9 protein-coding genes are annotated in these 13,239 nt (G+C 70.4%); 2 read left to right on the forward strand and 7 right to left on the reverse strand.

The annotated features are described in order from the left end of the window. The first annotated feature begins 37 nt into the window (after window positions 1–37). Window positions 38–979, forward strand: a complete 942-nt coding sequence (locus tag CHC08_RS23215) for an MFS transporter (protein ID WP_245878489.1) — start codon at window positions 38–40, stop codon at window positions 977–979. 111 nt (window positions 980–1,090) lie between these two features. Here CHC08_RS23215 and CHC08_RS23220 read toward each other — a convergent pair whose 3' ends face one another. Together CHC08_RS23220 and CHC08_RS51635 are read right to left on the reverse strand one after the other, a co-directional pair. Then, on the reverse strand, window positions 1,091–3,391 hold the full coding sequence (locus tag CHC08_RS23220; protein WP_245878490.1) for a ComEC/Rec2 family competence protein: 2,301 nt from the start codon (window positions 3,389–3,391) through the stop codon (window positions 1,091–1,093). 193 nt (window positions 3,392–3,584) lie between these two features. Then, window positions 3,585–3,986 (reverse strand): ComEA family DNA-binding protein, encoded by a 402-nt coding sequence (locus tag CHC08_RS51635; RefSeq protein WP_245878491.1) that lies wholly within the window; start codon window positions 3,984–3,986, stop codon window positions 3,585–3,587. Between the two features lie 853 nt (window positions 3,987–4,839). On the opposite strand from CHC08_RS51635, the gene CHC08_RS23230 reads away from it, so the two are divergent. Beyond that, on the forward strand, window positions 4,840–5,370 hold the full coding sequence (locus CHC08_RS23230; RefSeq protein ID WP_179282166.1) for a GNAT family N-acetyltransferase: 531 nt from the start codon (window positions 4,840–4,842) through the stop codon (window positions 5,368–5,370). Between the two features lie 17 nt (window positions 5,371–5,387). On the opposite strand, the gene CHC08_RS23235 is transcribed toward CHC08_RS23230, so the two are convergent. The 5 genes from CHC08_RS23235 to hutI form a co-directional block, all read right to left on the reverse strand. Further along, a complete protein-coding gene (locus CHC08_RS23235; RefSeq protein ID WP_089209460.1) occupies window positions 5,388–5,819 on the reverse strand; it encodes a hypothetical protein in 432 nt (143 codons plus the stop codon). A gap of 123 nt (window positions 5,820–5,942) precedes the next feature. After that, a complete protein-coding gene (locus tag CHC08_RS23240; protein ID WP_089209461.1) occupies window positions 5,943–6,707 on the reverse strand; it encodes an SDR family oxidoreductase in 765 nt (254 codons plus the stop codon). A 141-nt stretch (window positions 6,708–6,848) separates the two neighbouring features. Then, entirely contained in the window at window positions 6,849–9,995 is a 3,147-nt protein-coding gene (locus CHC08_RS23245) for an ATP-binding protein (protein ID WP_089209462.1), read from the reverse strand. Window positions 9,996–10,098: 103 nt separating this feature from the next. Next, window positions 10,099–10,953 (reverse strand): DegV family protein, encoded by an 855-nt coding sequence (locus tag CHC08_RS23250; RefSeq protein ID WP_089209463.1) that lies wholly within the window; start codon window positions 10,951–10,953, stop codon window positions 10,099–10,101. Between the two features lie 199 nt (window positions 10,954–11,152). Beyond that, entirely contained in the window at window positions 11,153–12,361 is a 1,209-nt protein-coding gene (gene hutI / locus CHC08_RS23255; protein WP_089209464.1) for an imidazolonepropionase, read from the reverse strand. Window positions 12,362–13,239 lie beyond the last annotated feature (878 nt).

Consider the following 13,239-nt stretch of genomic DNA (forward strand, 5'->3'; position numbering starts at 1 on the left):
CCAGCCCGATCACGCCGAGATCCCCGCGTGTGCCGCCGTGACGCTGCTCGGGATCGCCGGCGCCACGCTGATGCCCTCCACCCTGGCGTTGATCGTCAACATGTTCCGAGACGACACGCAGCGAGGCGTGGCCATCGCGGTGTGGGCGACCTGTCAGTTCGCCGGCGCCGCTCTCGGCCCGGTCCTCGGCGGGCTGCTCCTTGAGCGCTTCTGGTGGGGCTCGGTGTTCCTGCTGGCCGTACCGCTCATGGTCGTGCTGGTTCTTGTGGGTCCGGTGCTGCTGCCCGAACATCGCAATCGTGACGCCGGGCGGCTGGATCTCACCGGCGTCGCCCTGTCCCTGGCTGCGATCCTTCCGATCGTCTACGGCATCAAGCGCCTCGTCGCCGACACCACGACCACGGTCATGCCCATCGCCGCGCTCGTCGTGGGAACGGTGTGCGGGGTGGTTTTTGTGCGCCGGAAACTGTGGCTGGACGATCCGCTGCTGGACCTGCGCCTGCTCTCCCAACGCTCTCTCCGTCTCGTGTTGACGACCCTGGCACTCGCCGGGGTCGTCATGGCTGGAACGGGTCTGCTGGTCACCCAGTATCTGCAGACGGTGCTCGGATATTCACCGGCCGAGTCCGCACTGTGGTTCGCGCCCATGGGACTGGCCGTCGCCGTCGGTGTCACGCTGACCCCTGTCATCGCCCGATCGGTCGCGCCCCAGACGGCCATCGCCGCAGGACGCCACCGGCCTGATCCACGCGGCGCACGACGCCTTCAACAGCGGGATCAACACCGTCGGCCTGATCGGCGGGGTCATCTTCGCCGTCCTCGCGATCCTCATCGCCACCCGGCTGCGCTGAGAGGCCAACAGCAAAACCCGGCCCGTACGTGGTCCGGCGAACACTCGACGACATCACCCTGTCCGTCTTCACGCCCTGGAAGGGCGCTCCTCGAACGCATCAACGGGGATGAGCTTCTTGATCGTTGACTGCTACCGCGTCCGCTGTCAAGCAGCGCTGCCTTTTGTGGAGCTGGCCAACCTCCCGCCGCTTGATCGCCACCGATATCGACTCATCCCGTGCCCAGGGGATGAGCCGGGCTAGTGGCCGCGGGAGATGACGGACAGGGCTCCGTCACGGGCCACCACGGCGAGGTCGCCCGACAGGTCCGTCCGATAAATTCGCGCACCGATCCGGTGCAGCTGGGCCAGGGCCGACGGGGCCGGATGGCCGTAGTCGTTGCCCGCTCCGACGCTGATCAGCGCCGCACGGGCACCGGACGCCGCGAAAAAAGCGGGATCGTATCGACCGGATCCATGATGAGGGACCTTGAAAATCTCGGCGGGGGGCAGGCCCCGCAGCAGCAGCTCCGCCTGGGCCTCGGTCTCGACATCACCGCTGAGCAGCGCCGCCCCGGCCGCCCAGCGCACGTGCACCACGACGCTGGCGTTGTTGACGGCCGCCCCCTCTCCCGCCCCCTGCGGGGACGTCTCGGCCGACGGGCCGATGATCGTGAGTTCGGAGGGCCCCAACCGCCATCTCGCATCCGGTCGGGCCACCCACTCGACGACCCGGTGACGGGCCAGATCGCTGCTCAGCCTGGCGCTCTCGCGGCCCCCGACCCCCTGCGGGGTCACGACCACCGCCCCCACCTCCCGCCCCCGGAAAACCCCGTCCAGCCCACCGATATGGTCGGCGTGCGGATGGGTCAGGATGACCAGCGGCACCTCTCTGACACCCATCGAACGCAGGCACCGATCCATCAGCACCGGATCGGGCCCCGCATCCACCACCACGGCCCGGCCGGGCCCCGCCGCGACCAGCAGCGCGTCTCCCTGACCGACGTCGCACATCACCAGCAACCAGTCTCGGGGCGGCCAGCGGGCCACGATCGGCGCGGTCACGGCCACCGCTGCGATCGCTCCTCCCGCCACGGCCAGGAGGATCCAGCGCGGCCACCGATGTCGCAGAGCCAGCACCGCGACCGGGACGGCGACGGCCAGCGCGATCAGCCCGGTGACACCACCCGGCCATGGGATCACGGCCAGCGGGAGTCCGGCCGCGTGCTCCGCCACCCCGATGATCCATCCGGTGGCCAGACCCGCCGGGCGGACCAGCAGCTGAGCGGTCCCCATGTGCAGCGGTGCGACCAGCGCCGCGACGACGCCCAGCAGGGTGGCGGGTGCGACGGCGGGACCCGCCAGCAGGTTGGCCGGGATCGCCACCGGCGTGAGCTGTCCCGACATGAGGATCAGCACCGGGGTGACGGCGGCCTGGGCCGCCGCCGCCACGGCGGTCGCTTCGGCGGCCCATCGGGGCATTCGCCTCGAAAGCCGATCCCGCCAGCGGGGAGCGAGAACCAGGATGCCCGCGGTGGCACAGACCGACAGGGCGAAACCGTAGGACCGGGCGAGGGCCGGGTCGAAGAAGATCAGCCCCAGGACGGTCGCCGACAGGGCCGCGACGCCGTCACGCACCCGGCCTGTGCCGAGCGCCACGGCTGCGACACCGCCCATAAGAAGGGCTCGGAGCACGCTCGGCGATGGGCGGGCGACCACCGCGAAGGCGAGCATGGCCAGCGCGGCCAGCACCGCCCGGGCCGCGAGAGGGAGCCCCGCCGTCCTGGCCAGCGCGACCGCGGCTCCGGCCACGATCGCCAGATTGGCCCCGGAAACCGCCGTAAGGTGACTGAGCCCGGCTTCCTTGAAATCGGCTCTGACCTGCTCGTCCATGCGCGACACGTCACCGACCACCAGGCCCGGCAACAGACCGCGCTGGGCCGGTGGCAGCACACCGGCCGCTTCCCTCAACCCTGACCGGAGCACCTCGGCCACACCCTGCATCCACGAGGGTCCGCTCAGGACTCGCGGTGGCCCCCGTACCAGCACCGTCCCGGCGAGCAGCTCGCCGGGATTGGGCGGGGCGAACCGCCCGGTGACCGCGATTCGCTGGCTGGGCAACAGGGAACGCCACTCCCCTCCCGAGGCGAGCAGCACCACCGGAGCCCGCAACGCCACCCGGTCCGCCCCCGCCCCGATCGATTCGACCCGGGCGGAGACCACAAAGCTCTCCCGTCGAAACAGCCCGCCGTGCTGCGGCAACGCCCGGGGATCGTCGGTCACCACTGCTTCCATCACCCTCGAGGCCCGCTGCTCCACCAGCGCGGCCACCGGTCCCGTGCTGACCGCGTGCACCCGGAAGGCCGTCGTCCCGGCGACGGCGGCCACGCATCCCAGCACCGCCACCACGACGTTCCGCCAGCCCGCGATTCCCTCGGCGGGAACCATGACGACCACGATGAGCATGCCCGCGAGCACCACCACGGCCACCACGGCACCGGCCGAGGCGGAGCAGCCCAGCAAGGTGAGGGCGGTGGCCCATGAGGCGAGAGCCGGCAGCACCAGGTGAAGGGCGTGTGCGCGCCGGCTATTCTCCGCGGCATCGCCGTCATGGACCACGGCAGACGCGCTGAACCGCGTCATGGTCCCGGCCCACGCTGATGAGACGAGGACGCAGCCCAGGCCCGCATTCGTGTTCGGGTTGAAGGCGGACGCACCAACTCGGATCGGGCCCACCATCGACATGAGCGCCGGGTCATACGCGGACCTTCTCCCTCATCTCGGCGTACTTTCGATCTCCAATGCCGCTGACCTCCCGGAGCTGCTCGACATTGCGGAAGCCACCGTTTTTGTCGCGGTATTCGACGATGCGGCGAGCGAGCACCTCGCCGACGCCCGGCAGCTGTTCGAGCTGTTCCGGAGTGGCGGTGTTGAGGTCGATGACAGCCGTGGCGGGATCGACCGGGGCGGGCGCCGCCACGACGCCCGGGCCGGGTGAACCGACAACGATCTGTTCACCGTCGATGATCTTTCGTGCGAGGTTGAGAGGCCCCAGGGCGGCTCCTTTACGAACGCCCCCTGCGGCCTGGACCGCGTCGGTGACTCGAGAACCACCGGGCAGCATGATCACTCCAGGGTGGCGAACCTTGCCGGTCACGTGAACGGTCAGCTCGACGGCGGGCGTGGGTTGCGGGCGTGAGGCGGAGACGGGTGCCGAGAGGGGGGATCCGGAGAGCGGCGCGGGCGGAGGCAGTGGCTCGGGCTCCGGCTGGGACTGCCAGGCGTATACGCCACCCACGACGGCGGCGATCAGGGCGATGAGAAGAAGCAGACGCAATCCGGGACCGCCGGGGCCGAGCACGGGCCCCTGTGCGGCGACGACCTTACGGAGGGCGTGAAAGGAGGGTGGAATCGGCGCGGAGCGCATACGGGCGGAGGGTCCGTCACGGTGAGCCGGACCCTCCGGCCCCGCCCAATCGTCACGACGAGCAGGACCATTCGTACCGGAGAAGCGGGCCGACCCGGCTGACCCGACCGAACCGACCGAACCGACCGAACCGACCGAACCGCTGCGATCGTCAGGATGGGCCGGATCCTCCAGCCGGGACGAGCTTACGCGGAGCGGCCCGGATGAGCCGGCCCCGTCATCGAGGGCGTCGGCCCCCGTCAGCATCCGCAGCCGCGACTCAGCTCGGAATCGCTCGGAGGTCTCACCTGTGGTCCGCACGCCCAGGACGCTACGGTGGCGCCGTACAACGAATCCCGGCCGAATTCGACTCTGTGGATAACCATCGGCCGGAGCGCGGAACTGTGGACAGACCGCACCACCGGCTCGGTCACGTTCACGGCCCGGCCGCGTATGTCGTCCATCGAGTCGGCGCCCACGCCGGGGCCGTCCGCCCGACGAGTGCCGCCAGGACGCGCGGCCAAGGCGGTTCCGGTGAACGCCGCCGGGAAGCCCGGAAGCACAGCCGGGTGGTCTCCGCGAGCTGGTCGGTAACCTGACGGCCGTGAAAGACCTGGTCGGTAGTCTGGCGACCGTGAACCACCTTCTGACGACGGAACGCCTGATCCTGCGCCCGGTGACCGTACAGGACCAAGCCGGGCTGCTGGCTCACTGGACCGCGCCGGACGTGCGGAAGTTCCTGTTCGACGGGGTGGTGCTGTCCCCCGCGGAGATCACCGAGGCCGTCGAGGACAGCGTGGGAAGCTTCGCCGCGGCCGGGTACGGCCTCTGGCTGATCCGGGAGGCGGGCGGGAACGACCTGGTCGGCACGGCCGGGCTACGACCGCTGGAGGATCTCGGAATCGAGGTCCTCTACAGCCTGGAGCCCGGCGCATGGGGCAAGGGATATGCCACCGAGGCCGCCCGCGCCGTGGTGGAGCACGCCCTCGGTCCGCTCGGGCTGCCCGAGGTGCTGGCCGAGGTCGACGCGGACAACGCCGCGTCGGTCGCGGTCGTCGAGCGGCTGGGCATGACCCCGTTCGAGGTGGTGCCCGGCCTGCTCGGGCCGATGACCCGCTACCGCAGGACGCGCTGAACCATCGATCCTGTGGTTCAGACGGCGGAACCACTCCGTTGCTCATACGCATGGATCACCCGCGCGCTTGGATCCGGCGCGTTCGGGTCCCGCATCCGATCGGTGATCAGGAAATGGGTGAGCTCGAATGCCCTGGCGTGCCCGCTCTCGGTCAGCGAGAACGTCCCGCCGACCGCGTCCGGCTCCCAGCCGTGCTCCAGCGCGTAGTCAACGACCGCCCGCACATCCTTCGACGTCGGGTAGGCGTTGTCGGTCGTGCACGCTCCCCACGGTCCGGGCCAGAACTTCGACACCAGGTCCACCTGCAGCGCCCGGCTGTTCTTCCCGGCCCCCCACACGCGCAGGCGGATGGCCCGATGGCAGTCGACCTCGCCCTTCACATGGCGGATCCCGGCCGTCCACGCGCATCCACGGTCACCGACGCGCAACATCCGCAGTCTTGTCTTCATACCGCCCGCTCTACCTCGCCGATCCCAGGCCCGCACGATACGACCGGCCGCAAGGACGGCGCCACCGGATATCCCTCGACCGCGCCAAGCGAGCGCCATCGCCAGAGCTCAACGTCGTGAGGTTCACGCCCGGGGGCCGAGATACATGCCGCCGCTGGCGTCGAGTACGTGGCCGGTGATCCAGCGGGCGTCGTGGGAGGCGAGGAACGCCACGACGTCGGCGATGTCGGCGGGCTGGCCGAGGCGGTCGAGCGCGGTCATGGCGGCCAGGTACACCTCGGCACCGGAAGTCTTGAACAGCGAAGCGTTCAGATCCGTGACGGTGGCGCCCGGTGTCACGGTGTTCACCGTGATTCCCCGGGTGCCCAGCGCGTTGGCCAGCGTTCGGCCCATGACCTCGACGGCCCCCTTGGTCATCGCGTACGAGGTCTGGAAGGGCGTGGCGACCCGGGTGCAGGTGGAGGAGATGGTGATGATGCGCCCGCCGTCGCGCAGCAAGGGAAGAGCCCGCTGGATGATGAAGAACGGCGCCTTCACATTGACCGCGAAGAGGCGGTCGAACCCCTCCGGGGTGGCCTCCTCGATGGGGCCGTCCGATGGGCCGGCCGCGTTGTTGACCAGGATGTCGAGCGGCTGCCCTGACAACCCCTCTTCGAGCGCGGCGAACAGGGTGTCCACGTCGCCGTCGACACCGAGCTCGGCCCGGACCGGGAAGGCCCGCCCGCCGGCCTGCTCGATCGAGGCCACCGTGTCCTTCGCCGCGGCCTCGTCGCTTCCGTAGTGCGCGGCGATCAGTGCGCCGTCGGCGGCCAGTCGCTGGGCGATGGCCCGGCCGATGCCCCGCGAGGCTCCGGTCACCAGTGCCGTCTTTCCGGTCAGTTTCGCCATGTCGAACTCCCTTGCCGGTGGTTGATGCGGCCAGTCTTGATGAAGGCTCTGACCGTCCACGCACCGAACGCCGACCGTCACGCACCGGCCGACACCGTCCCGACCCCCGTCACGCACCGGACTACACCGTCCCAATGACCGTCACGCACCGGACGGCGCTGTCCCGAGCAGGGCGAGCGCCTCCCGCAGGGTCATCGCCGCCCCCCGTTCGAAGGCCGCGGCGTATCTCCCGTCTCCGATCCGACCCTGGGAACCGGTGGCGACGCGGGCGACGTCGGTGTCTCCGGCGATCGACGTGCCGCGTACCGCCACGGCCACGCCCAGCAGCAACGCGGCCCGCTCACCATCGCCTTCGAGCAGGGCGAGCCCTGCGGCGCCTTCGATCGCGTCGGCGGCCGCCGGGTGGTTCCGGTGGTCGAGCGCGACGGTCAGTGCCTGGTGGTGCCGGTATCGGGCCTCGTCGGTGTTTCCCTCGGCCTCGGCGATCCGGCCCAGTCCGACCAGTGCCCGCGACCGTGTTTCCCCGGTGCCTGCCGGCCCGATGGCACACCCGTCCAGCGCCAGCTCGAACAGGCGGCGGGCCCCGACCAGGTCGCCGCGGAGGCGCGCGATCTCACCGAGCCCCCGATGCGCGCCGGCCACCGTCTCCGATGCGCTGGCCGCCGTCTCCGGTATGCCGGCCGTACGGGCCAGCTCGACGGCGCGTTCGTAGTCGCCGTATGCGGCGGCGAGGCTGCCGCCGACCCGCATCACCCCGTAGGCACGCCGGCACAACAGGTCCGCGGTGTCCTCGACGGCACCAAGCTGCCCGAGCAGGGCGAGCGCCTCCTCGGTCAGCGCGAGGGACCTTCCCCGGTCGCCCCGCCAGCCGGCGAGCTCGGCCAGCCGGTCCAGCGAGTTGGCGATTCCCCACCTGTCGCCGATCGAGCGGAAACTGTCGAGTGCCTGCCGGAACGCCGCTTCGGCCCTGGCCGGTTCCCCACTGAACAAACGCCGGAAACCCTCGTCCAGCCGCCCCAGCCCCTGGGACCACGGATCGGGACCGAGCAAACCGGGCGGGATCGGAAGGCCGGCGGGCCGTGGACCACCCGCCATGGAGAACAGGAGAAGAAGCTGCGGTCGCCGAAGCCACTGTCCCGGGGGGATCGTGCTCGACTGGATCCGCTCCAGGGCGGAAGATCCGCCCGCGGCGTTCACGACGCACAGGACATACTCCTCCGCCAGCCCGGGAGGCGGCCCGGGAGACGGACCCGAGGTGATGGACCGAGCGCCGAGCACGTCGATGAGCTCTGCGGCCAGCGGAGCGCTCTCGTCACGCAGGCCGCTCAGCCACCAGTACCATGACAGCGCGGCGACCAGGCGCAACCCCAGCTCCGTGTCGGCGCGGACGGCCCAGCGCAGCGCCGCATGGAGATTGCCGTGCTCGGCGGTCAGCCTGGCCATCCACCCCAGCTGTTCCGCGCCGCGCAGGCGGGGATCGGCGGTTTCGGCGAAGTCGAGGAAGTAGACGGCATGGGCACGCCGTAGCTCTTCCTGCTCTCCGGTGTCGGTCAGCCGCTCGACGCAGAACGCGCGAACGGTGTCGAGCATGCGGTATCGCCCACCGTCCGCCTCCACCAGGGACTTGTCCACCAGGCCGGCCATCAGGTCCGCGGCATCGGGCACACCGCAGATCCGCGCGGCCGCCTCCAGGGTGGCGCCTCCACTGAAAACCGTGAGTCGCCGGGCCAGCAGCCGCTCGTTCTCGTCGAGGAGGTCCCAGCTCCACTCGATCACCGCGCGTAGCGTCCGGTGCCGTGCCGCCGCCGTACGGTCGCCACGGGACAGGAGCCCGAACCGGTCGTCCAGCCGGGCGGCGACCTCATCGACCGTGAGCGACCGCAGCCGCGCGGCGGCCAGCTCGATGGCCAGCGGGAGACCGTCGAGGGTCGCGCATATCCGCAGGACCGTCTCGACGTTACCGGCGTTCACCTCGAACTCCGGTCGCACCGCGGCGACCCGATCGGCGAACAGCCGTACGGCCGGATAACCAAGCGCCTCCTCGGGCGCGGCTCCGAGCGCCGGGAGCGCGAGCGGCGACAACGGGCACAGCGATTCGCCCGTGATGCCCAACGTCTCCCTGCTGGTGGCCAGCACCCGCAGCTCGGGACAGGCACCCAGCAGTCGCCGGACCAGCCGTGCCACCTCGCCGACGAGGTGTTCGCAGTTGTCGAGGACGAGGAGCATCCGGCGGCCCGCGAGACCTGTGACCAGGCGAGTGTCGGAATCCGGTGAGCCTGACACCGGCGGGAGCGGTCCGGACTCACGCAGGCCCAGCGCCGCGATGACCACCTGCGCCACCTCCGCGCCCTCGCCGAGGGAGGCCAGATCCACGAAGCACACCTCGCCCGCCTGCCGCCGGGCCGCCTCGATCGCCAGCCGGGTCTTCCCCACCCCACCCGCACCCGTGAGCGTGACCAGACGCGCCCCGCCCAGCAGCCCGCCGACCCGCGCGAGCTCCTCCCCACGTCCCACAAAACTACTGAACTGGGCGGGCAGGGTCAGGCGAGCAGCGAGCGAGGGCGTCGCCAGCAGCACGGCCAGATGCACCTCCGCGAGTTCGGCGGACGGATCCGCACCCACCTCCTCGGCCAAGGTCCGCCGGGCGTCCTCGAACGCCAGGAGCGCCTCGGCCTGCCGGCCCGCGCCGTACAGCGCCCGCATGAGCTGTCCCCGCAGCCTCTCCCTCACCGGGTGCGCGGCCACCATCTCCTGAAGCTCCGTCACGATCCCGCGGTGTTCGCCCAGCGCCAGCTCCGCGTCGGCGAGGTCCTCGAAGGCGGCGATCCGCAGCTCTTCGAGGCGAGCCGCCTGGGCACTGGCGAACGGTGCGTCGGACACATCTGCCAGGGCCGCCCCTCGCCACAGGCCCAGTCCCTCACGCAGCAGACCGGCCGCCCGAGGGTGATCACCGGCAGCCAGCGCACGCCGCCCCTCACGGGCGAGCCGCTCGAACCGATGCGCGTCGACGTCCTCGCGATCGACCACGAGCCGATAACCCGCCGGATGGAACTCGACCCTGTTCCGCAGCCCACGGCGGAGCCGGGACACCTGGGACTGGAGGGCGTTCGCCGCACCGGACTGCGGCGTCTCGCCGTAGAGACCGTCGATCATCCGCTCCACGGTGACCACCCGATCCGCGTCGACGAGTAGCAGGGCGAGCAGCGCGCGCAGCCGCGGCCCACCGACGGAGACCAGATCTCCCTCGGTGGAGCGTGCTTCTACCGGGCCAAGGATGCCGAACCGCACGCCATTGATTATCGCTCAGCGGCGGGGCGGATCCCGGATCGCGACCACTGCGGCAGATTCGGTGCCGACCCAGTAAACATCGGCGTCTTCTCCGCGAACGGCCTCATGGGGAAGGCGGGGAGGAGAGGGTCAGGCCGAGCATGCCGGGGCCCACGTGGGCGCCGACGGCCGCACCGACCTCGACCACGGTGACCCTGACCAGGGTGGGGATGCGCCGGGGCAGCCGTGCGGCCAGAGCCTCCGCGCGAGGCAGGGCGTCGAGGTGCTGGACGGCGACCTCCACCGGAGCCGTGCCCGCGGCCTGGACAGCGAGGTCTTCGAGGCGGGCGATGGCCCGGCTCGCGGTGCGGACCTTTTCGAGGGGGACGATCACACCGTCGGAGATGTGCAGGAGCGGTTTGATCATCAGGGCGGATCCGAGCAGGGTCGCCGCCGCGCCGATGCGGCCTCCCCGGCGGAGATGCTCCAGGGTGTCGACGTAGAAGAAGCTGCGCACCGATTCCATGCAGCGGCGGGCGGCGTCCGCCACCTCGGCCGGCGACGCGCCACGGGCCGCCGCCTCCGCGGCGGCGAGGACGGGGAACCCGAGGCCCATCGCGATCGACCTGCTGTCGATGACGTCGACCGGGACCGGCGAGTTCTCGGCTCCGGCGCGGGCCGCCTGGACGGTGCCCGACATCTCCCCCGACAGATGGATGGAGACGACGCCGGCCGCGCCCCGGGCCATCGCCTCCTCGTAGGCGTCCGCGAAGCGCTGGGGGGCGGGTCTGGAGGTCGTCACCGGAACCCGTTTCCTGAGCGCGTCGTTCATCTCCGCGCTGTCGATCTGCACCATGTCGTCGAGTGCCCGGCCGTCCACGACCACCTGGAGCGGCACCACGACGATCCCCAGGCGGGAGACCTCCTCCCGCGGGAGATACGCCGTGGAGTCTGTGACGACGGTGACCGGTGGTGACATATCCAGAGGTTATCCAGGGGAGATCACCTGAGGGATACAAAAGTCACCGCGGCGTCGTTCTCCGTACGGCCTCGCGATCCCGTGGCCGCCGGACGCGCCGGCCCGGATCCGCGACGGCGCACCGGTGCTCGTGCCGACACCGGACGGCGGTGCCATCACTGTCGCGTACGGATGGCGCCGCCGGGCGGGGATCGCGGTGTTACTGGACGGGGGTGCCGCCGCGCCAGACTCGGCGGGGCTTGAGACCGAAGGCCCAGGCGAAGGCGCCTTCGTGGTCGGCGTCCCACTGGACGATGTCGGCCAGGCGGCCGGGGGCGAGGACGCCACGGTCGGGAGCGCCGAGGGCGGTGGCTCCGCCGAGCGTCGCGGCGCGGAGCGCGTCGCCGACGCTCATGCCGAAGGCCGCCACCGCGAGGCTGATGACCAGGGACATCGAGGTGATCCCGCAGTGGCCGGGGTTGTGGTCGCTGCCGAGTGCCACGGTGACACCCTGGGCGAGCATGCGGCGGACGGGTGGCAGGCTGCCACGCTGGAGTGCGGTGCCCGGGCAGACCACGGCGGGGACGCCGTAGCGGGCCAGGATCGCGATGTCCTCGTCGGTGGTGTGGTGGAGGAGGTCGGCGGAGGCGCAGCCGAGTTCGGCGGCGAGCTGGACGGCGCCGCGACGGCTGTAGGCGCCGGCGTGCACGCGGGGCAGCAGGCCGACGTTACGGCCGGAGCCGAGGACCCAGCGGGCTTCCTCGGTGGTGAAGTGGCCCTCGTCGCAGTAGACGTCGACGCTGTCGGCGCCGGCCGCCGCGGCGTCGGCGCACCAGGCGCCGACGGCTTCGATGTAGTCGCGCTGACGGCCGAAGTATTCCGGCGGGACGACGTGCGCGGCCATGAAGGTCACGTGCACCCGCGGCATCATCGGCTCTTTCTCAAGCTCGCGCAGGAGCCGTACGTCGGCCAGCTCGCCGTCGCGGGTGAGGTGGTAGCCGGTCTTGGCCTCGACGGTGGTGGTGCCGCTGAGCAACCAGTCGTGCAGTCGCTCGCGCACGCCGTTGCACAGGGTCCAGGGGTCGGTGCCGCGGGTCACCGTCACGGTGGAGCCGATGCCGCCGCCGGCCGCGGTGATGGCGGACGGGGTGGAGCCGCTGGAGCGCATGGCCATCTCGGCGTAGCGGTTGCCCGCGTAGACCGGATGGGTGTGGGCGTCGATCAGACCAGGTGTGACCAGCGCGCCGCCCAGGTTCTCGACGTGGTCGACATCGACGATGTCGTCCACCACGCCGGGCACGCTCTGCGGCAGGTCGGCCGCGCGGCCGACCCAGGCGATTCGATCGTTGTGAACGAGGATCGCCGCGTTGCTGAACACGTCATTGCCGGTCCATAGCCGGCCAATGTTGGTCAGAAGGCGGACCGTCATCGCATCACCGCCTTGTGTGCAGGGAAAGATACTTGGGAGGGGACCACTGCCGGGTGGGAGGAGCCGACCCAGACACTGCCGGGCGTCGTGCCCATCAGGCCCGCTCTGAGTACGGACGACATCGGGGGTCTCCTGCTCTCATCCGCGTATCTGTTGTGCGGCGACAGTATCGCCGAGATCATGATCGGGCGATTTCAGTTCAGTTACGTTATTTCACAAGTCAGCTCGTTGTACAGGCTAATGAGGAAGAACGCCACCTCACCGCAACCACTTCTGACCTACGGTTCCCCGGCCGCATCAAGCCCTGAGCGGCTTTTCACAGCTCAGACTACTTCTTCCTCGCCTGTAACAGTAGTCGCCGGAGCAACTTGCGTCATAGCATCTCGTTAGATTTGCCTTATGTTAGCAATCCAAACCTTGGTCGACCACTGTCGTTTTAGCGGCTTTTGTACGGTTTCGACACTCCTACAGTGCAGCCCACGAAGCCCTTTCCGTGCAAGCCAGCCCGTTGAACAGCGACCCGCGATCAGCCTAAGTTGTTAATCAGGGCGATCGAACGGTGATCCTGAGCCGATTGACGGGTCGTCGATCAGGTTGTCGTGATCACCGGCACGGGCCGCGCCGGTGGTGCGGGCCACGACATCCCCCCGGGGCGCGGCATCGACGTAAGATGTGGTACTGGCGCAGCCGACGCGGCGACCCGGGCAGGCGCCGATGTGGTGTCCGCGCCCGGACCGTGAGGGGGCGACGGCTCCATTGTCCCCGACCTCCCCCGCCGAGGCCATATCACTGGAAAGATTCTCGAAGTGAGCAGCGGGATCAGTCGGCCCGCTCTTACATTTCGGCCTGTTTGATCCCTAACCGGAACAGACCCGGCC

Source organism: Streptosporangium subroseum (assembly GCF_900188345.1).
GTDB lineage: Bacteria > Actinomycetota > Actinomycetes > Streptosporangiales > Streptosporangiaceae > Streptosporangium > Streptosporangium subroseum.